Origin of the sequence: Streptomyces sp. NPDC005262 (genome assembly GCF_042872425.1) — a bacterium.
GTDB lineage: Bacteria > Actinomycetota > Actinomycetes > Streptomycetales > Streptomycetaceae > Streptomyces.
Genome location: NZ_JBIAKK010000011.1, coordinates 165759 through 186249, shown reverse-complemented (window position 1 = coordinate 186249; position 20491 = coordinate 165759). Strand labels below are relative to the sequence as shown.

Genomic DNA, 20491 nt, shown 5'->3' with positions numbered 1-20491 from the left:
GGCGCCTCCCCCCTCGCAGGGGGAGGCGCCCGTCGACCGGTAAGGAACCGGACCCTGGCTCGTCGTGGATGCGAGGTGTCAGTGTTGTTCCTCTTCGGCGGCATTGGCCTGTACGGCCGTCAGCCGGTCCGTCTCATCCTGTATTTCCGCGGCGATCTTCTTGAGTTCCGGCTCGAACTTGCGACCGTGGTGGGCGCAGAAGAGCAGTTCACCGCCGCTGATCAGGACGACGCGCAGATATGCCTGGGCGCCGCAACGGTCACAGCGGTCTGCTGCGGTCAGCGGGCTCGCGGGGGTCAGAACAGTAGTCACGTCGCCTCTTCTCTAGCTCGACGAGCTGTCGTACCAGGGTCAACATCCAACCAGGCCGAAAACGTTCCCGCTCGTGGCTTTTCTTCGAAACTTCTTCTCAAAATGGCTGTCTGTTGCCGGTTGGCGGCGAATATGCCGTATTGCGTAGCGCTACGGTTTCGCGTTGCTTGTCTTGGTCGGTCGTCCGTCCGGCCGGCTTGCCGGTTTGTTCATGAGGACGTGCCCGGAGCCTAAATGGTTCATGCCTCGAAGGGAACGTGATGTGCGCGTCACTCCATCGAGGGATCGAACGCGTATGCGAGGCTGGACTAGTGTGAGCATTCCCCCGAGGGTGGCGTTACAACCGCTCTACCAGGCCTCGGTACGCTCTCAGCGGCTACCGAAGCCGAGCCCGCTACCCACTCGGGCCCCAATTGAAATTCAGCGAGGAGCGAACCGCGTGACCGCCGATACGTCCGTGCCGTCCACTGCGCTGCTGACCGGAGCAGACCAAGACGGCTCCAACTACACCGCGCGGCACCTTCTCGTACTCGAGGGGCTCGAAGCGGTGCGTAAGCGCCCCGGGATGTACATCGGGTCGACTGACAGCCGCGGCCTCATGCATTGCCTCTGGGAGATCATCGACAACTCGGTCGACGAGGCTCTCGGCGGCCACTGCGATCACATCGAGGTCATCCTTCACGACGACAACTCCGTCGAGGTCCGGGACAACGGCCGCGGCATCCCGGTCGACGTGGAGCCCAAGACCGGCCTGTCCGGTATCGAAGTCGTGATGACCAAGCTGCACGCCGGAGGCAAGTTCGGTGGCGGCTCGTACGCCGCGTCGGGGGGTCTGCACGGCGTCGGCGCCTCCGTCGTCAACGCACTCTCGGCCCGGCTCGACGTCGAGGTCGACCGCAACAGCGCGACCCACTCGATCAGCTTCCGGCGCGGCGTTCCGGGCATCTTCACCGAACAGGGGCCGGACAGCCCGTTCGACCCGGCCAACGGCCTCCGCAAGGGGAAGCGGGTGCCGAAGACGCGCACCGGCACCAGGGTGCGCTACTGGGCGGACCGGCAGATCTTCCTCAAGGACGCGAAGCTCAGTCTGGAGACGCTGCACCAGCGGGCGCGGCAGACGGCCTTCCTCGTCCCCGGCCTCACGATCGTCGTGCGCGACGAGCGCGGTCTCGACGGTGGGGGCAAGACCGAGGAGACGTTCCGCTTCGATGGCGGGATCAGCGAATTCTGCGAGTACCTTGCGCAGGACAAGGCCGTGTGCGACGTTCTGCGGCTGACCGGGCAGGGCGCCTTCAAGGAGACCGTGCCGGTCCTGGACGAGCGCGGGCACATGACGGCGACCGAGGTCACGCGTGATCTCGTCGTCGACATCGCGATGCGCTGGGGCACCGGGTACGACACCAACCTCAAGTCCTTCGTCAACATCATCGCCACCCCCAAGGGCGGCACGCATGTGACCGGCTTCGAACGCTCCGTGACCAAGACGGTCAACGAGGTGCTCCGCTCTGCGAAGCTGCTGCGCGTCGCCGAGGACGACATCGTCAAGGACGACGCCCTGGAGGGCCTCACCGCGGTCGTCACAGTTCGGCTGGCGGAACCGCAGTTCGAGGGCCAGACCAAGGAGGTGCTCGGCACCTCGGCGGCCAACCGGATCGTCGCCAATGTCGTTGCCAAGGAACTCAAGGCGTTCCTGACCTCCACCAAGCGTGATGCCAAGGCGCAGGCCAGGGCTGTCCTGGACAAGGCGGTGGCCGCCGCGCGGACCCGCATCGCGGCCCGTCAGCACAAGGACGCGCAGCGCCGGAAGACGGCCCTGGAGTCCTCCTCGCTGCCGGCCAAGCTCGCCGACTGCCGCAGTGACGACGTGGAGCGCAGTGAGCTGTTCATCGTCGAGGGGGACTCGGCGCTGGGCACGGCCAAGCTCGCCCGGAACTCCGAGTTCCAGGCGCTGCTGCCGATCCGTGGCAAGATTCTCAACGTCCAGAAGGCGTCCGTCACGGACATGCTCAAGAACGCCGAGTGCGGCGCGATCATCCAGGTCATAGGGGCGGGGTCCGGCCGGACCTTCGACATCGACGCAGCTCGCTACGGGAAGATCATCCTTCTCGTCGACGCCGATGTCGACGGCGCGCACATCCGCATCCTGCTGCTCACTCTCTTCCAGCGCTACATGCGGCCCATGGTCGAGGCGGGCCGGGTCTTCGCGGCGGTGCCGCCGCTGCACCGGATCGAGCTCAGTCAGCCGAAGAAGGGCCAGGACAAGTACATCTACACGTACTCGGACCGCGAGCTGCGGGAGACGCTCCTGGAGCTGCAGCGGAAGAACGTGCGCTACAAGGACTCGATCCAGCGGTACAAGGGTCTCGGCGAGATGGATGCCGATCAGCTGGCGGAGACCACGATGGATCCGCGTCACCGCACACTGCGGCGGATCAACATCGGCGACCTGGAATCGTCCGAGCAGGTCTTCGATCTGCTCATGGGCAACGAGGTCGCGCCCCGCAAGGAGTTCATCTCCAACTCGGCAGCCACGCTGGACCGCTCCCGCATCGACGCATGACCGGCGGCCGCAGTCTCCACCCACGGGTGGAGACTGCGGCTCCACCCCTGATCAACCCCTGAGCCGATCCCCTGACCTGGTCTTTTCCGTAGCGTCGAAGGCGATGACCTTTCCCGCACTTCGGAGGCCGCGATGTCCGGGCTCGTCAATGCCCTGCTGATCCTTGCCGTCGTGGCTTTCGTCGTGGTCCGCCAGTGCTCGGCACGGCGGATCTCCGACGACCGGCGCTGGTGGATCCTGCCGGGCGTCCTGCTCGCCATGTCCATGCGTGAACCTGGGCTGACGGACCCGCACCACGAGGTTTTGTCCGTCGTGGTCCTCGGCGCCGAACTGGCGGTGGGGCTGGTGACCGGCGCCGGCTGGGGCTGGACGGCCAGGCTGTGGCGTGAACCGGACGGCTCGCTGTGGAGCAAGGGCACCAAGGCCACCGTCTTCGTCTGGACGGGAGGTCTGGTGCTGCGAGCCGCTCTGTACGGGGTTGCCGCGCTGATGGGTATACATCAAGGCAGTGCCGCCCTGATGACAGCTCTTGCGGTGACGCTGCTGGTGCGCAGCGGTGTGCTGATGTGGCGGGCCCGCCAGATGCGTCCGGCCTACGGTGGCGCTGCGGATGGCATCCCGTCGCGGGCGGCGTGGAAGGACTGTGCGTGACAAGCGCTACCTGGACGAGCTGGCCGTCCCGGGAGGCTCTCTCGAGAAGAGGCCGAACCCGCCCCCGGGCGGTCATCGCCTGGTCCGTCCGCGTTCTGGTGCTGACGCTCATGCTCTGGGGCACCTTCTCCAACGGCAGGTTCGGGCCCTGGGAAGTCGTGGTCGGCCTGCTTGGCGTCATCGGGTGCGTCTGGGCCGGGTGGGCGTTCTTCCGGGCCAGCCTGGAGCATCGGCTCTGGCCGTCCCTGGGGCTCTTGGCGTTGCTGATGGCGGCGGCCTTCGGGGCGCAGCAAGCCGGCGCGGGTGTGCCGGCCGTGATCCTGTGGTGCGGCTGCGCGGTCACGGCTCTGGAGCGGTTGCCGTTGTCGGCAGGCGTTCCCGCCACGGCCGTCGCGCTGGCCGCGTACGCCGCCGTCGACACCGACGGCTGGATGACGACCGCGGTGACCACAGCGGGGCTCTGCCTTGCGGGATATGTGCTCCGGCTGGATGCCGAGGCCCGCGGCAGTGCTCAGCGGCTCCTCGAGCAGGAGCGGGCTGCCAGGGTGGCCGAAGCCGAGTCGGCGACGCTGGACGAGCGCTCCCGGATCGCCCGCGAGATCCACGACGTCCTCGCGCACAGCCTCTCCGCGCAGTTGGTGCACCTGGAGGCGGCGCGGCTGCTCATCGAGAGGGAACCCTCGGGGGAGTTCCGGGACCAGGTGCTGGAGCGGGTGGTGGCGGCCCGCTCGATGGCGCGCGATGGGCTGGCCGAGACCCGGCAGGCGCTCTCCGCCCTGCGCGGTGAGGTCTCCCCGGTGGAGGACTATCTGCGACACCTGGTGGCCGCGGTGGAGCCGGGCGAGGTGACGGTGGCCGGAGAGCAGCGGAGGCTGATGGCCGAGGCCTCGCAAGCGGTCAGGCGGGTGGCGCAGGAGGCGCTGACCAATGTGCGCAAGCACGCGCCGGGGGCCGACGTGCTCGTACGGCTCGATTATTTGCCGGGCGAGGTCGCCCTGGAGGTCAGGGACCGGGGTGGCCGCCGGCCCGTGGACGAGCTCGCTGTCAGTGGCTCCGGCTACGGTCTGCTGGGAATGAGGGAACGTGCCGAGCTGCTCGGCGGGACGCTCGAGGCCGGTCCGGACGAGGAGGGGTTCGTGGTGAGACTGCGGGTGCCCGCGTGACCGCGCGTGTCGTGGTTGCCGACGACCAGTCGGTGGTGCGCGAAGGCATCGTGATGCTGCTGGGGCTGCTGCCGGGCATCGAGGTGGTGGGATCGGCCAGGGACGGGGAAGAGGCCGTCGCGCTTGTCGCGGAGATGGCCCCGGATGTGGTTCTGATGGACCTCCGCATGCCGCGTTGCGACGGGGTGGAGGCGACGCGGCGTATCCGCAAGGAGTACCCGAACACTCAGGTGGTGGTGCTCACTACATTCGCGGAGGACGACTCGCTCTTCCCCGCACTGGAGGCGGGGGCTCGCGGATATCTCACCAAGGACGCCCGGGGCGACGAGATCGTGCGGGCCATCCAGGCTGTGCTGTCGGGCGAGGCCGGACTCTCGCCCGCAGTGCAGCGGCGGCTGCTGGAGCGGGTCACCACGGCACCTGCACCGGCCGGTTCGCCGGCCGCCGAGCAGCAACTGCCCGACGGCCTCACGCCCCGCGAGGCGGAAGTGCTCGTCCTGATCGCGGAGGGACTGTCCAACCCGGAGATCGCCCGCAAGCTGCACATCTCGCAGGCCACCGTGAAGAGCCACATCAACAATCTCTTCGCCAAGACCCGAGTACGCGACAGGGCGCAGGCCGTGCGCTATGCGTATGTTCGCGGGCTCGCACACCCGCCCGGGACATCCTTCACCTGAAGAGGTGAAGTGCGGCAAATGACGTGCCCGGGAACTTCCTGATCTGTCCATTCTTGGGTACGCGGCCGAAGTGGTCCGTGGACCAGGGGAGTTGTTCGGTGGACAAGGAAGCAGGGAGCGAGGCCGCAGCGATGCGACTCGACGACCCGTGGTACGACGCGCTGGCTTCCGGCTGGGGTGAGCTGGACGGTGCGGGAGGCTTCGTGCCGGCCGGCCCACCCGGTTCCGTGCCCCCGCAGCGCGGCCACAGCGCGGCCGACATCTATCTGGAGGTGCAACGCAGCGAGGCCTTCCAGGAAGTGCGCCGCAGGTACCGGCGGTTCGTCGTCCCCGCCACCCTCGCCTTCCTCGTCTGGTACCTCGCCTACGTCGTCACAGCGATCACCGCACCCGGGCTGATGGCCCGGCCGGTGGCCGGCGCGGTCAATGTGGCGATGGTCGCGGGGCTCGGGCAGTTCCTCACGACGTTCCTGCTCACCGGGGCGTACGCACGTCATGCGCGGCTGCGCAGGGACCGGGCCGCGCTCGATCTGCGCTGGGACACTCAGGAGATGACGCGGGGGCTCGGGCGTTGATCGGCAACCACCAGACCTTGGCGCTGCTGCTGTTCAGCGCGTTCGTCGCAGTGACGCTCGCCATCACCACCTGGGTGAGCCGCAACCGGCACGGATCGGCAGAGGAGTTCTATGCGGGTGGCCGGCTGTTCTCCCCCATGGAGAACGGCTTTGCCATCGCCGGCGACTACATGTCGGCCGCGTCCTTCCTAGGTATCTCCGGCCTGATCACCCTGTTCGGTTACGACGGCATGCTCTACTCGGTCGGCTTCCTCGTCGCCTGGCTCGTCGTCCTGCTGCTGGTCGCTGAACTCGTCCGCAACTGCGGTCGGTTCACCCTCGCCGATGTGGTGGCGGCCCGGATGGCGGAACGTCCGGTCCGGATCGCGGCGGGTACCTCCTCCGTCACCGTCTCCGTGCTCTATCTGGTGGCACAGATGGTGGGTGCGGGCAGCCTGGTCGCTCTGCTTCTCGGCGGCACCAGTGGTGCGGCCCGCTCCTGGACCGTCATCGGGGTCGGAGCGCTCATGGTGATCTATGTGTCCTTCGGCGGGATGCGCGCCACGACCTGGATCCAGATCGTCAAGGCCGTTCTGCTGATGGCGGGCGCGAGCGTTCTGACCGTGCTCGTGCTGGTCCACTTCCACGGCAACATCAACACGTTGCTCAATTCCGCCGCCGAACGGAGCGGGCACGGGCTGGAGTTCCTCTCGCCCGGCCTCAAGTACGGCGGGAGCTGGACCGCGCGCTTCGACTTCATCAGTCTGGGTCTTGCCCTGGTGCTCGGCACGGCGGGGCTGCCGCACATCCTGTCGCGCTTCTACACGGTGCCCACCGCCCGCGCCGCGCGCCGCTCGGTCGTCTGGTCGATCGGCCTCATCGGCAGCTTCTACCTGATGACGATCGTGCTCGGGTTCGGCGCGGCGGCGCTGGTCGGTTCCTCGGACGTCCGGGCGTCGAATCCCGCCGGGAACACGGCCGTTCCGCTGCTGGCGATGGTGCTCGGCGGCGGCGAAGGCTCCACCGGGGGAACGATTCTGTTCGCCGTGGTCGCCGCAGTGGCCTTCGCGACCATCCTCGCCGTCGTCGCCGGGATCACGCTCGCCTCGTCGGCCTCCGTGGCCCACGACCTCTATGCCTCGCTCAGGCGTCCGGGCTGGAAGCAGCACAGTGAGGTCACCGTGGCCCGGGTCGCAGCTACCGGGATCGGGGTGGCCGCCATCGCCCTCGGTCTGGTCGCGCAGAATCTGAACGTGGCGTTCCTGGTGGCGCTCGCCTTCGCCGTCGCGGCTTCGGCCAATCTGCCCGTGCTGCTGTACTCGCTGTTCTGGCGGAACTTCACCACGCGAGGGGCGGTCTGGTCGGTCTACGGAGGGCTGATTCCCGCGGTGCTGCTCGTACTGCTCTCCCCGGTCGTTTCCGGCAGCCCCGACTCGCTCTTCCCCGGAGTGGATTTCCAGCTCTTCCCGCTGGAGAACCCCGGCCTTGTCTCCATCCCGCTCGGTTTCCTGGCCGGCTGGATCGGCACGGTCACCTCGGCCGAGCCACCGGATGCCGCCAAGCACGCGGAGACCGAGGTCCGGGCACTGACCGGGGCCGGTGCGGTGTAGCCGGAGGTGTCTGAGGAACCGGTGCCGGGTCGGCCGGACGTGTTTCGGGAGCGGGTGGCCCGTCAGGAGCCGGTGGCCCAGGTGTAGCGGTGCTCCGGGCGGCCCGTCTCGCCGTACCGCAGTGTCAGCCGTACCCGACCCGTCCGCTCCAGCAGCTTCAGATAGCGCTGCGCCGTCTGCCGGCTCATCCCGGCGCTCTCCGCGATCTCCTGTGCGGAGAGCGGACCGTCGGCACCGCGGAGCGCCTGGCGGACCAGCTCCGCCGTCGTCGGGGAGTGCCCCTTGGGTAGACCGGCTTCGCCCGCGGCCCACAGGGCGCCGAAGAGCCGGTCCACGTCACCCTGTTCGGCCTCGCCGCCGCCCTCCAGGGTGTGGTGCAGCGTCGCGTAGGCCTCCAGCTTGGTCCGCAGTCCCGCGTACGTGAACGGCTTCACCAGGTACTGGAGCGCGCCGTGACGCATGGCCTCCTGGACGGTCGCGACGTCGCGCGCCGCCGTCACCATGATCACGTCGGTGTGGTGGCCGAGCCTGCGCAGCTCCCGCACCACGGTCAGGCCGTTGCGGTCGGGCATGTAGTGGTCGAGCAGGACGAGGTCCACGCGCTGCGACTCGACGGCTGCGAGGGCCGCTGCGGCGCTGTGCGCCTGTGCGGCCACCCGGAATCCGGGCAACCTGGAGACATAGGCCGCGTTGATCTGCGTAACCCGGATGTCGTCGTCGACGACCAGGACCTCGATCACTGAACTTCTCCTGCGGTACTCGGCTCCGGCATGCCTGTCGCAGTCAGCCCCGGTTCGGTGAGGGCTTCCGGCAGTACGACGGTGAACTCGGCGCCGCCCTCCGGCACCGAGCCGACGGTGGCGCTGCCGCCCTGTCGTTCGGCCAGCCGCCGTACGAGTGCGAGACCCAGACCGCGTTTGCCGTGCGCCGGGAGTTCCTTGGTCGACCAGCCCTCGGTAAAGATCGATTCGTGCTGCTCGGGAGGGACACCGGGGCCGCTGTCGCGGACCTGCAGCACCACCGTACGGCCGTCCGTCCGCAGCCCCACTTCGATCACGCCGCCGTCCGAGCCGGCCGTCGCGTCCAGGGCGTTGTCGACGAGATTGCCGACGGCGGTCACGAGCCCGCGCGAGTCCACCAGCCGGTCCGGGAGCAGGGTGCCGGGCGCCATCCGCAGGGAGACGCCGCGCTCCGCCGCGACCGTAGCCTTGCCGACCAGCAGGGCCGCCAGCAGAGGGTCGTGAACCTTCTCGGTGACCTGCTCGGCGGTGGCCCGGTGGCCGCCGACGACCTCCGTGACGAAATCCATCGCGTCCTCGTGCATCTCCAGCTCCAGCAGTCCCAGGAGCGTGTGCAGCCGGTTGGCGTGTTCGTGGTCCTGCGCGCGCAGGGCGTCGATCAGACCGCGGGTGGAGTCGAGTTCTCGGCCGAGATGCTCGAGTTCGGTCCGGTCGCGGAGGGTGGCGACCGCACCCCCGTCGTCGGTCGGCATCCGGTTGGCGAGCAGCACCCGGTTGCCCCGTACGGTCAGGAGATCGTCGCCGACCACCCGGCCGGCCAGCACATCGGCCGTCCGCCCAAGGCCGAGCACTTCGTCGAGCGGGCGGCCCGCGGCATCGGGGCCGAGCCCGAGCAGCCGCTGCGCCTCGTCGTTCAGGAGCCGGATGCGTCCCGACCGGTCGAGCGCGACCACCCCTTCCCGGATGCTGTGCAGCATGGCCTCGCGTTCGGTCAGCAGCGCGGAGATGTCGGAGAAGGCGAGGTCCTGGGTCTGCCGCTGGATACGACGGGAGATCAGATAGGCGGCGAGCGCCCCGACGGCCAGCGCCCCGCCCGCGTAGGCGAGCAGCCCGGGGATCGCCGCCAGGAGACGAGCGCGGACGCTGTCGTAGGCGATACCGACCGAGACCGCCCCGACGATGTGGCCCGACCCGTCGCGGAGCGGCACCTTGCCACGGGCCGAGCGGCCGAGCGTGCCGCTGTCGATCTCCATGACCTGGTCGCCCGCGAGCGCCTCACTGGGGTCGGTGGAGACGACCTTTCCGATCCGGCCGGCGTCGGTGTGCGACCAGCGGACCCCGCGCCGGTCCATGACGACGACGTACTCGGCACCGGTGGACCGCCTGATCCGCTCGGCCGCCGACTGCACGGGCCCGCCGGGGGCCGGGGCGGTGGCGAGCAGCGCCTCGGTGATCTGCGGCTGGGCCGCTGTGCTCTGCGCGATGGCGAGCGCACGGTGCATCGCCTCGTCGTCGAGCTGTGCGCTGAGGGGTGCCAGAAAGAGGCCGGTGGCGAGTACGGTGACGCCGGTGGCGATGGCGAGTTGTATCAGCAGCACCTGGGAGAAGACCCGCTGCGGCCAGCCGAGCCGTCGCGGCCTCCGGGGGGTGGGCGGTGGGGCGCTCATCGTACGAAGGTAAAGGGCATACCGGCGCTCTCCGAAATTTTGTTGTTTCCAGCTCCACGCAACCCACTTGCGTTTCTTGCGCTAATCTTGCGCGTATGACGCGACGACTTGCTCAAGTGGCACAGAAGGTGGGAGTCAGCGAAGCCACGGTCAGCCGGGTGCTCAACGGCAAGCCCGGCGTCTCCGATGCCACCCGGAAGGCCGTGCTCTCCGCGCTCGACGTCCTCGGTTACGAGCGTCCGACCCAGCTGCGGGGCGAGCGGGCGAGACTGGTCGGTCTGGTCCTGCCCGAGCTGCAGAACCCGATCTTCCCGGCCTTCGCCGAAGTCGTCGGCGGTGCGCTGGCACAGCAGGGTCTGACCTCTGTGCTGTGCACCCAGACCAAGGGCGGCGTCTCCGAGGCCGACTACGTGGAGCTGCTTCTGCAGCAGCAGGTGTCCGGGGTGGTCTTCGCGGGCGGGCTCTACCACCAGGCCGACGCCGCCCACGATCACTACCAGGTGCTGGCAGACCGCAAGATCCCGGTGGTCCTGATCAACGCGCCGTACCTCGACTTCCCCGGTGTCTCCTGCGACGACTCCGTCGCCGTCGAGCAGGCCTGGCGCCACCTCGTCTCGCTCGGTCACGAGCGCATCGGCCTGGTGCTCGGCCCCGCCGACCATGTGCCCTCGCGGCGCAAGCTGGCCGCCGCCCAGGCGCTGGCGGAGGAGGCCGGCACCACCTTGCCGGACGAGTGGGTGGCCCGGGCCATGTTCTCGCTGGAGGGCGGACAGGCCGCCGCCATGCGCCTGCTGGACCGGGGCGTCACCGGCATCATCTGCGCGAGCGACCCGCTGGCTCTCGGGGCGGTGCGTGCGGTCCGCCGCCGCGGCCTCTCCGTGCCCGCCGACGTCTCGGTCGTGGGGTACGACGACTCCGCCTTCATGAACTGCACCGAGCCTCCGCTGACCACGGTCCGTCAGCCGATCGAGGCCATGGGTCGCGCCGCCGTCGAGCTGCTCTCCCTTCAGATCGGGGGCCGTACCGTGCCGTCGGACGAGCTGCTCTTCGAACCGGAACTGGTGGTGCGGGGGTCCACCGCACAGCCCCCGCGGGACATTTCCGGCTGATCATCGATATTTTGCGTCCAGTGGCCCGTCTATTGCGGCCGATCTCGGTGTGCGGCGACCGATCCCGGCGCAGGCAGTGACTGAGGCGGGCGGGGGCCTCCGTACTGACCGCTGGGGCGCATCCGCAGCGGGCGTTCCCCGTACTCCTCCAGCGCATGGGCGATCCAGCCCGCTGTACGGGACACCGCGAACACCGTCTCACCCGCCTCCGCCGACATGCCGGAGGCGACGGAGAGCACGGCCAGCGCCAGGTCGACGTTGGCGTGCAGCGGCGTGTGGCGCGCGGTCGTGGTGACCACGTCGCGCGCCGCGGCCAGCGCGGGCGCTGCCTGCGGGACCTCCGCGAGCCTGGCGAACAGCGTTCGTGCGCGCGGATCCTCGGCGGTGTAGAGCCGGTGCCCGAGCCCCGGCACCTGACGGCCGGTACGGAGGTGGTCCGCGACCACCGGGGTCGCACTGCCCCGCTCCAGGACCTCGGTCAGCATCCTGTGGGCCAGGCTGCTCGCGGCGCCGTGCAGGGGGCCCTCCAGGACCCCGAGGCCCGCGGAGACCACCGCGTACGGATGGGCGCGGGCGGATGCGGCGACCCGCGCGGCCAGTGTCGAGGCGGCCAGATCGTGGTCGATCAGCAGGCCGAGGGCCGTGTCCAGCGCGGCAAGTGAAGGCTCGTCGGCCGGCTGGGCGGTGAGTTTCGGCCACAGACGGTGCGCCAGTCCGGGCAGGTGCGAAGCGGCCTCGCCGTCGGCCGTCGCGGGTGCACCGACAGCGGTCGGCAGCGCGCCGACCAGGGTAGGGATCAGGCTCCGCGCGCTGCCGAGCACGGCCTCGCGCGAGAGGTCGAAGCGCAGCGGATCGGCGGCCGCCGCGGCGACCACGGCTACCCGCAGCCGGTCCGTCGACCCGCTGTGCGCGGGCAGTGCCCCCACGGTGCGGCGTGCCGCGGCCAGGGCCTCGACAGGTGCGGTGAAGCGGATGCCGGGCCGGAGGTCGCCGGTCCACAGCCACTCGGCGATCTCCTCGTAGGAGTAGTGCGTGGTCAGCTCGGTCGCGTCGACACCCCGGAAGTAGTACCGGTCGGTCTCGATCAGCGTGATGCCGGTACGGAACACCAGGTCACCGCCGGCCGGGGAGGTTTCCCTCCGTCCCGTACGCCGTACCAGTGCGTCGACCTCCTCGGCGTCGAACGTACTGCCGCGACCGCCGGGGGCGCGCCTGCTGCTCAGCTGGCCCCGGCTGACATACGCGTACACCGTCTCGGGCTTCACGCCCAGGCGCTCGGCCGTCTCTCGCGTCGTGAGCCGCTCCGCACACACGTCGGCGCGGTCGTCGGGTGCTGCTTGATCCCTCATGCTGCTCACCGTATCCATATTGATTCAATCAACATTGACAGGACTGAAGTCAAGCATAGACAGTCGAATCAACATTGATGGGCCTGCACAGTGAAGCTCGCGGAGGAAGAAATGCCGACCATGACCAACGGAACCCCGCTCGACGTACCCCGAGGCCTCGCGGGTGTCGTCGTCACGGACACCGCCCTCGGCGACGTCAGGGGAGGCGAGGGCTTCTACCACTACCGGCAGTACTCGGCGATCGAACTCGCGCAGACCCGCAGCTTCGAGGACGTCTGGTACCTGATGTTCCACGGCGAGCTGCCCGGTCCGGCCGCCCGCGCCGACTTCGCCGTGCGCACCGCCGCCATGCGCCGACTGCCTCCGGAGGTACGGGGCGCCCTGCCGGCGATAGCCCGTGCGGGCGCGGTCTCCGGACCACTTGCCGGGCTGCGCACCGCACTGTCGCTGCTCGGCGCCTCGGCCGGCTTCCGTCCGGTGTACGACATCGACGGCGACCGGCGTCGCAGCGACGCGCTGGCTGCCTGCGCGGCCGTCCCCACCGTGCTGACCGCCCTGTACCGGCTCGCCCAGGGCCTCGAACCGGTCGAGCCGCGCGACGATCTGCCGTACGCCGCCAACTACCTCTACATGCTCACCGGTTCCGAGGCGGACGCCGCCCGCGTGAGGGCCGTCGAGCAGTATCTGATCTCCACCGTCGACCACGGCTTCAACGCCTCGACCTTCACCGGCCGGGTCGTCGCCTCCACCGGCGCAGACATGGCCGCCTGCCTGGTGGCGGCCGTCGGCGCACTCTCCGGCCCACTGCACGGCGGAGCTCCCAGCCGCGCGCTCGACACCCTGGACGCGATCGGCACTCCCGACCGCATCGACAGCTGGATCCGCGAGCGCGTGCTCGCGGGCGAGCGGATCATGGGCTTCGGCCACCCCGTGTACCGCACCGAGGACCCGCGCTCGCGCATGCTGCGCGGGATCGCCCAGGGCTTCGGCAGCCCGCTCGTCGACTTCGCCGTCGAGGTGGAGCGCCAGGTCGAGGCGATCCTCGCCGAGCTCAAGCCGGGGCGTGAGCTGCACACCAACGTGGAGTTCTACGCCGGGGTCGTCATGGAGCTGTGCGGGCTGCCACGCGAGATGTTCACGCCGACGTTCTGCGCGGCGCGGGTGGTCGGCTGGGGCGCCAATATCCTGGAGCAGGCGGAGGACTCCAAGATCATCCGCCCGGCGGCCCGCTACATCGGTCCGACGCCGCCCCAGCCGGTCCCGGCGCCCTGACGTTTCCCCGAGGAAGGCCCCCGTTGAACCCGTCGTCCCCGCCCCGCAGGCAGCAGATCCCGGTCGTCGTCCTGGCCGGATTCCTGGGCTCCGGCAAGACGACTCTGCTCAACCACCTCCTGCGCCACCGTGCGGGGAACAGGATCGGCGTGATCGTCAACGATTTCGGCTCCATCGAGATCGATGCCATGACGGTCTCGGGCCAGGTCGGCTCGACCGTCTCGCTGGGCAACGGCTGCCTGTGCTGTGCCGTCGACGCGAGCGAACTCGACGCCTTCCTGGAGATGCTCACCCGGCCGGCCGCCCGTCTCGATGTGATCGTCATCGAGGCGAGCGGACTCGCCGAACCCCAGGAGCTCGTAAGGATGCTGCTGGCCAGTGACAACCCGCACATCGTGTACGGGGGACTGGTCGAGGTCGTCGACGCCGCCGAATTCGACGCCACCCGGGGGCGTCATCCGGAGATCGACCGCCATCTCGGCGTCGCCGATCTTGTCGTGCTGAACAAGACCGACCGGATCGAGGACGAGGAGCAGAGCCGCATCCGCAAGGCCATCGCGGCGACCGGCAGCGGGGCGGCCGTCATCTGCGCCACGTACGGACGCATCGATCCGGAGCTGCTCTTCGACCCGGCGCTGCGGCCGGACGGTGAGGAGAGGATGCGTCAGCTCACCTTCGAGGATCTCCTGCTGGAGGAGGGGGCGGAAGAGAGCGCCGAGGCACACGCGGGGCATCTGCACGCCGCGTACGAGAGTGTCTCCTTCACCTCCGACGTGCCCATGAACCCCCGTCGGCTGATGGCGTTTCTCGACTCCCGGCCCGAGGGCCTCTACCGGATCAAGGGGTTCGTCGACTTCGGCGCGGGCGACCGCGGCAACACATATGCGCTGCATGCCGTCGGAAGATTCCTGCGCTTCGGCCCCCGGCCCTGGAAGCGCGACGAACCGCGTCTCACCCAGCTGGTGCTGATCGGCTCCGGCATCGACCCGGACACCCTGCACAAGGAGCTGGCCGCCTGCCGCGAGAACGCCGCACCTGACGCGCCGGACACCGCTCCGGACGCGGCAATGTCCCCGGACATGCCGCAGGACGCCGCACATGAGCAGAGCATGTGGGGCGTCCTGCGGTACGTACGACAGCCGGTCGACGAGGCGTAACCCATCGGCCCGCCACCACCCGGCCGCCGGGGCCGGGCGGCCGGCTACGCCGGTCCGGCGATCACCGCGACCGGCTTGGCCAGCGGCGTACCCGAACCGTCGCGCCGCGGATCCGGCTCCGGCAGCTCCACCGGCGTGCCGTTCTTCTGCGCCGCCCGCGCCGGCATCGCACCCGCCCAGGCGAACACCAGGACGTCCTCGCCCTTGAGGAACCGCTGACAGCGCACCCCACCGGTGGCCCGGCCCTTGCGCGGATACTGGTCGAACGGCGTGAGCTTCGCCGTCAGCACCGAGTCGTCCAGCGTGCCGTGCGAACCCGCCACCGTGAACACCATCGCGTCCACCGCCGGATCCACCGCACCGAACGAGAGCACCTCGGTGCCCGCCGCCAGCTTCACCCCCGCCATGCCGCCGGCCGGCCGGCCCTGCGGCCGCACCTGCGCCGCCGGGTAACGCAGCAGCTGTGCGTCGGACGTGATGAAGACCAGGTCCTCCTCGCCGGTACGCAGTTCGGCGGCGCCGACGATCCGGTCACCCTCCTTGAGGGTGATGACCTCCAACTCGTCCTTGTTGGCCGGGTAGTCCGGCACCACCCGCTTGACGACCCCCTGCAGGGTGCCGATCGCCAGGCCGGGCGAGGACTCGTCGAGCGTGGTGAGGCAGACGACTTCCTCGTCGTTCTCCAGCGTGAGGAACTCCGAAACCATCGCCCCGCCCGAGAGATTGGGCGCCGCGTGCGTGTCCGGAAGCCGCGGCAGATCGATCACCGCGAGCCGCAACAACCGCCCGGTGGACGTCACCACACCCACATCGCCGCGCGCCGTCGCCGGCACGGCCGACACGATCACATCGTGCTTGGCCCGCTTTGCGTCCTCGTCGAACGCGATCGGGTCGCCGGTGGCCGTACGGGCCAGCAGACCGGTCGAGGAGAGCAGCACCCGGCAGGGGTCGTCCGCGACCTCCAGCGGCACCGCGGCGACCTGCGCACCGGCCGACTCCAGCAGCACCGTACGCCGGTCGGTGCCGAACTTCTTGGCGACAGCGGCCAGTTCGGTGGAGACCAGCTTGCGCAGCTCGGCGTCCGATTCGAGGATCGCGGTCAGCTCGTCGATCTCGGTGTTGAGCCGGTCCCGCTCGCTCTCCAGCTCGATCCGGTCGAACCGGGTGAGCCGGCGCAGCGGGGTGTCCAGGATGTACTGCGTCTGAATCTCGCTCAGCGAGAAGTGCTCGATGAGCCGCTCCTTCGCCTGCGCCGAGTTGTCACTGGACCGGATGAGCCGGATGACCTCGTCGATGTCGATCAGCGCGACGAGCAGGCCCTCGACCAGATGGAGCCGGTCGCGACGCTTGGTGCGGCGGAACTCGCTGCGGCGTCGCACCACGTCGAAGCGGTGGTCGAGATAGACCTCGAGGAGCTCCTTGAGGCCCAGCGTGAGCGGCTGCCCGTCGACCAGCGCCACATTGTTGATGCCGAAGGACTCCTCCATCGGCGTCAGCTTGTAGAGCTGCTCCAGCACGGCCTCGGGAACGAAGCCGTTCTTGACCTCGATGACCAGGCGCAGGCCGTGCTCGCGGTCGGTCAGGTCCTTGACGTCCGCGATGCCTTGGAGCTTCTTCGCCGAGACCAGGTCCTTGATCTTGGCGATCACCTTCTCCGGGCCGACGGTGAACGGCAGTTCGGTGACGACCAGGCCCTTGCGGCGCGCCGTGGCGTCCTCCACGGAGACGGTCGCACGGATCTTGAACGTGCCGCGGCCCGCCGCGTAGGCGTCCTTGATGCCGCCGAGGCCCACGATCCGGCCGCCGGTCGGCAGGTCCGGACCGGGAACGAACCGCATCAGGGTCTCCAGGTCCGCACCCGGATGCTTGATCAGGTGGCGGGCGGCGGCGATGACCTCGCCCAGGTTGTGCGGCGGCATGTTGGTCGCCATACCGACCGCGATCCCGGACGAGCCGTTGACCAGGAGGTTCGGATACGCGGCCGGGAGGACGACCGGCTCCTGCTCCTGGCCGTCGTAGTTCGACTGGAAACCGACGGTATCCTCGTCGATCGACTCCGTCATCAGCGACGTGGCGTCGGCCATCCGGCACTCGGTGTACCGCATGGCGGCCGGCGGGTCGTCGTTTCCGAGCGAACCGAAGTTGCCGTGTCCGTCGACGAGGGGGAGCCGCATCGAGAACGGCTGAGCCATCCGCACCAGCGCGTCGTAGATCGACGCGTCGCCGTGCGGGTGCAACTTGCCCATGACCTCGCCGACGACGCGGGCACACTTCACATACCCGCGGTCGGGGCGCAGCCCCATTTCGTTCATCTGGTACACGATGCGGCGGTGCACCGGCTTCATGCCGTCGCGGGCGTCCGGCAGGGCCCGTGAGTAGATCACCGAGTACGCGTACTCGAGGAAGGAGCCCTGCATTTCGTCGACGACGTCGATGTCGAGGATCTTCTCCTCGAAGTCGTCCGGCGGCGGGGTCTTCGTACTGCGGCGGGCCATCGCTGCTGCGACTCCTTCACAGATCTGTTCGGGCAACCTCTGGTTCTGACGCGGACCATTGTGGACCGCCGCACTGACAACCCCGACCTCGACCCGTCTCTAGGGGCCGTCCGGCGCTCTTTCACGCGAACTTCCACGGCACGGGAACTTCGCCAGGTGTCGGTCCGCTTGCTTACAGTGGCAGGTCTCGCAGGAAATCCAGTATCGCGATCGAAGGGACGTACATGCCCATGGGTCACACGGCCACAGCCCAGGCCGGCTCCGGCGGCTTGACAGCGACCGAGCACCGCCTGGCCAACGGCCTGCGCGTGGTGCTCTCCGAGGACCATCTGACCCCGGTCGCCGCGGTGTGCCTCTGGTACGACGTCGGTTCGCGCCACGAGGTCAAGGGGCGCACGGGTCTGGCTCACCTCTTCGAGCACCTGATGTTCCAGGGCTCCGGACAGGTCAAGGGGAACGGACACTTCGAACTGGTGCAGGGGGCCGGCGGCTCGCTCAACGGGACCACCAGCTTCGAACGCACCAACTACTTCGAGACGATGCCCACGCACCAGCTGGAGCTGGCCCTGTGGCTCGAGGCCGACCGGATGGGCTCACTGCTCGCCGCGCTCGACGACGAGTCCATGGAGAACCAGCGGGACGTCGTCAAGAACGAACGCCGCCAGCGCTACGACAACGTGCCGTACGGCACGGCGTTCGAGAAGCTGACCGCCCTCGTCTACCCGGAGGGCCACCCGTACCACCACACCCCGATCGGCTCGATGGCCGACCTGGACGCCGCGACGCTCGAGGACGCACGGACCTTCTTCCGTACGTACTACGCGCCCAACAACGCGGTGCTGTCCGTCGTCGGCGACATCGACTCCGAGCAGACGCTCGCCTGGATCGAGAAGTACTTCGGCTCCATCCCGTCCCACGACGGCAAGCAGCCGCCGCGCGACGGTGCGCTCCCCGAGATCATCGGCGAGCAGTTGCGCGAAGAGGTCCGTGAGGAGGTCCCGGCGCGGGCGCTGATGGCCGCCTACCGGCTGCCGCACGACGGTACCCGGGAGTGCGACGCCGCCGACCTCGCGCTGACCGTGCTGGGCGGTGGCGAGTCCTCCCGGCTGCACAACCGCCTGGTCCGCCACGACCGGACAGCCGTGGCGGCCGGATTCGGGCTGCTGCGGCTCGCCGGTGCGCCCTCGCTCGGCTGGCTGGACGTGAAGACGTCCGGCGGGGTCGAGGTGGCGCAGATCGAGACCGCGGTCGACGAGGAGCTGGCCCGGTTCGTGGCCGAGGGGCCGACGCCCGAGGAAATGGAGCGCGCCCAGGCCCAGTTGGAGCGCGAGTGGCTGGACCGGCTCGGCACGGTCGCGGGCCGTGCCGACGAACTGTGCCGGTTCGCCGTGCTGTTCGGTGACCCGCAGCTCGCCCTGACCGCCGTACAAAGGGTGCTCGACGTCACCGCGGAGGAGGTCCAGGCGGCCGCCAGGGCCCAGCTTCACCCCGACAACCGGGCGGTGCTCGTCTACGAGCCGGTCGAGTCGGCCGAGTCCACCGATGGGGCGGCCGTCGACGAGACGGACGCCGACACCGACGCGCACGAAGGGGCGGACAAGTGACCGACGCTGCCGCGACTGGAGTATCGATGGAGTACCACCCGCAGCCGACCCCGGGCACGGCCAGGCCCTGGGCCTTCCCCGCACCTGAGCGCGGCGCCCTGCCCAACGGGCTCACGGTGCTGCGCTGCCACCGCCCCGGTCAGCAGGTCGTCGCGGTGGAGATCTACCTCGACGCCCCGCTGGACGCCGAGCCCGAGGGCCTCGACGGCGTGGCCACGATCATGGCGCGGGCGCTGTCCGAAGGCACCGACAAGCACTCCGCGGAGGAGTTCGCAGCCGAGCTGGAGCGCTGCGGGGCCACCCTCGACGCGCACGCCGACCACCCCGGCGTCCGGGTCTCCCTCGAGGTCCCGGTCTCCCGGCTGGCCAAGGCGCTCGGTCTGGTCGCCGAGGCGCTGCGGGCACCCGCGTTTTCCGACAGCGAGGTCGAGCGGCTGGTACGCAACCGGCTCGACGAGATCCCGCACGAGCAGGCCAACCCGGCCCGTCGCGCCGCCAAGCAGCTCTCCAAGGAGCTCTTCCCGGCCACCGCGCGGATGTCGCGCCCGCGCCAGGGCACCGAGGAGACGGTGGAGCGGATCGATTCCGCGGCCGTCCGCAGCTTCTTCGAGGCCCATGTCCGCCCGTCCACGGCGACCGCCGTGGTCGTCGGTGACCTCACCGGCATCGACCTGGACGCGTTGCTCGCCGACACCGTGGGCGACTGGTCCGGGAACAGCGCCGAGCCCCGGCCGGTCCCGCCGATCACCGCCGACGACACCGGCCGGGTGGTCATCGTCGACCGTCCCGGAGCCGTGCAGACCCAGCTGCTGATCGGCCGCATCGGCGCCGACCGGCACGACAGCGTGTGGCCGGCCCAGGTCCTCGGTACGTACTGCCTGGGCGGCACGCTCACCTCCCGGCTGGACCGGGTGCTGCGTGAGGAGAAGGGCTACACCTACGGCGTACGGTCCTTCGCGCAGGTCCTGCGGTCGTCGGCGCCGGACTCCGCCTCCGGGGCGACGGGCGCCGCGATGCTGGCCATCAGTGGTTCGGTCGACACGGAATCCACCGGACCGGCGCTCGGCGACCTGTGGACGGTCCTGCGGACGCTGGCGGCCGAGGGACTGACCGACGCCGAGCGCGAGACGGCCGTGCAGAACCTCGTGGGTGTCGCCCCGCTGAAGTTCGAGACGGCGGCGTCGGTCGCGGGCACGCTCGCCGACCAGGTCGAGCAGCACCTCCCGGACGACTACCAGGCGCAGCTCTACGCCCGGCTCGCCGAGACCGGCACGGTCGAGGCGACCGCGGCGGTGGTCAGCGCGTTCCCGGTGGACCGTCTGGTCACGATCCTCGTCGGCGACGCCGCGCAGATCGAGGAGCCGGTCCGGGCGCTGGGGATCGGAGAGGTGTCGGTCGTCACCGGCTGACGTCACGGACAACCGCATATCTGGACAAAGGGAGACCCCACGAGTGACTTCTCGTCGGGGTCATCCCTTTTGTCTGATTTGCTGCATATGGGGCTGTGTGCCCTGTGGGATGTGCTACAAAGCGCCCTGTCCGTTTGGTGAATGAAAGTCCCCCCGCTTAGC

Annotated in this window: 16 protein-coding genes; 11 read left to right on the top strand and 5 right to left on the bottom strand. The window is 69.6% G+C overall.

All coding sequences use genetic code 11. The features are described from left to right. Window positions 1–78 precede the first annotated feature (78 nt). Window positions 79–312 carry a hypothetical protein gene (locus tag ACFYP5_RS25720; protein WP_030927184.1) on the bottom strand — a complete coding sequence of 78 codons (234 nt, stop codon included), beginning with the start codon at window positions 310–312 and terminating at the stop codon, window positions 79–81. Window positions 313–751: 439 nt separating this feature from the next. On the opposite strand from ACFYP5_RS25720, the gene ACFYP5_RS25715 reads away from it, so the two are divergent. From ACFYP5_RS25715 to ACFYP5_RS25690, 6 genes are all read left to right on the top strand, one after another. Continuing rightward, window positions 752–2872, top strand: a complete 2121-nt coding sequence (locus ACFYP5_RS25715) for a type IIA DNA topoisomerase subunit B (RefSeq protein WP_389040261.1) — start codon at window positions 752–754, stop codon at window positions 2870–2872. A gap of 132 nt (window positions 2873–3004) precedes the next feature. Further along, window positions 3005–3523, top strand: a complete 519-nt coding sequence (locus ACFYP5_RS25710) for a DUF1453 domain-containing protein (RefSeq protein ID WP_389040259.1) — start codon at window positions 3005–3007, stop codon at window positions 3521–3523. Next, the gene (locus ACFYP5_RS25705) at window positions 3520–4686 is read left to right on the top strand and encodes a sensor histidine kinase (protein ID WP_389040257.1); all 1167 of its coding nucleotides are present in this window, start codon (window positions 3520–3522) and stop codon (window positions 4684–4686) included. The genes ACFYP5_RS25710 and ACFYP5_RS25705 overlap by 4 nt, the downstream gene beginning before the upstream one ends. Then, entirely contained in the window at window positions 4683–5363 is a 681-nt protein-coding gene (locus ACFYP5_RS25700; protein WP_389040255.1) for a response regulator, read from the top strand. Before ACFYP5_RS25705 ends, ACFYP5_RS25700 begins: the two co-directional genes overlap by 4 nt. A 131-nt stretch (window positions 5364–5494) precedes the next feature. Next, window positions 5495–5938, top strand: coding sequence for a DUF485 domain-containing protein (locus tag ACFYP5_RS25695; RefSeq protein WP_389040419.1), 444 nt, complete (start codon window positions 5495–5497; stop codon window positions 5936–5938). Further along, window positions 5935–7527, top strand: coding sequence for a cation acetate symporter (locus tag ACFYP5_RS25690; protein ID WP_389040252.1), 1593 nt, complete (start codon window positions 5935–5937; stop codon window positions 7525–7527). Before ACFYP5_RS25695 ends, ACFYP5_RS25690 begins: the two co-directional genes overlap by 4 nt. A 62-nt stretch (window positions 7528–7589) precedes the next feature. On the opposite strand, the gene ACFYP5_RS25685 is transcribed toward ACFYP5_RS25690, so the two are convergent. Together ACFYP5_RS25685 and ACFYP5_RS25680 are read right to left on the bottom strand one after the other, a co-directional pair. Then, window positions 7590–8267 carry a response regulator gene (locus ACFYP5_RS25685; RefSeq protein WP_389040249.1) on the bottom strand — a complete coding sequence of 226 codons (678 nt, stop codon included), beginning with the start codon at window positions 8265–8267 and terminating at the stop codon, window positions 7590–7592. Continuing rightward, window positions 8264–9934 (bottom strand): ATP-binding protein, encoded by a 1671-nt coding sequence (locus tag ACFYP5_RS25680; RefSeq protein ID WP_389040247.1) that lies wholly within the window; start codon window positions 9932–9934, stop codon window positions 8264–8266. Before ACFYP5_RS25680 ends, ACFYP5_RS25685 begins: the two co-directional genes overlap by 4 nt. 95 nt (window positions 9935–10029) lie before the next feature. Between ACFYP5_RS25680 and ACFYP5_RS25675 the strand changes: the two genes are divergently transcribed. Continuing rightward, on the top strand, window positions 10030–11043 hold the full coding sequence (locus ACFYP5_RS25675; RefSeq protein ID WP_389040244.1) for a LacI family DNA-binding transcriptional regulator: 1014 nt from the start codon (window positions 10030–10032) through the stop codon (window positions 11041–11043). Between the two features lie 29 nt (window positions 11044–11072). Here ACFYP5_RS25675 and ACFYP5_RS25670 read toward each other — a convergent pair whose 3' ends face one another. Further along, complete coding sequence (locus tag ACFYP5_RS25670; RefSeq protein ID WP_389040241.1) at window positions 11073–12392, bottom strand: citrate/2-methylcitrate synthase; 1320 nt, start codon at window positions 12390–12392, stop codon at window positions 11073–11075. A 111-nt stretch (window positions 12393–12503) separates the two neighbouring features. On the opposite strand from ACFYP5_RS25670, the gene ACFYP5_RS25665 reads away from it, so the two are divergent. Beyond that, window positions 12504–13664 (top strand): citrate synthase, encoded by a 1161-nt coding sequence (locus ACFYP5_RS25665; RefSeq protein ID WP_389040238.1) that lies wholly within the window; start codon window positions 12504–12506, stop codon window positions 13662–13664. A 23-nt stretch (window positions 13665–13687) separates the two neighbouring features. Beyond that, complete coding sequence (locus ACFYP5_RS25660) at window positions 13688–14821, top strand: CobW family GTP-binding protein (protein WP_389040236.1); 1134 nt, start codon at window positions 13688–13690, stop codon at window positions 14819–14821. A gap of 44 nt (window positions 14822–14865) precedes the next feature. Here the strand turns inward: ACFYP5_RS25660 and ACFYP5_RS25655 are convergent, their stop codons facing one another. Then, the gene (locus tag ACFYP5_RS25655; RefSeq protein ID WP_389040234.1) at window positions 14866–17316 is read right to left on the bottom strand and encodes a DNA topoisomerase (ATP-hydrolyzing) subunit A; all 2451 of its coding nucleotides are present in this window, start codon (window positions 17314–17316) and stop codon (window positions 14866–14868) included. Window positions 17317–17540: 224 nt separating this feature from the next. Here ACFYP5_RS25655 and ACFYP5_RS25650 point away from each other — a divergent pair, with 224 nt between their 5' ends. After that, window positions 17541–18920 (top strand): M16 family metallopeptidase, encoded by a 1380-nt coding sequence (locus tag ACFYP5_RS25650; RefSeq protein WP_389040231.1) that lies wholly within the window; start codon window positions 17541–17543, stop codon window positions 18918–18920. Window positions 18921–18946: 26 nt separating this feature from the next. Further along, complete coding sequence (locus ACFYP5_RS25645; protein ID WP_389040417.1) at window positions 18947–20329, top strand: M16 family metallopeptidase; 1383 nt, start codon at window positions 18947–18949, stop codon at window positions 20327–20329. Window positions 20330–20491: the final 162 nt, after the last annotated feature.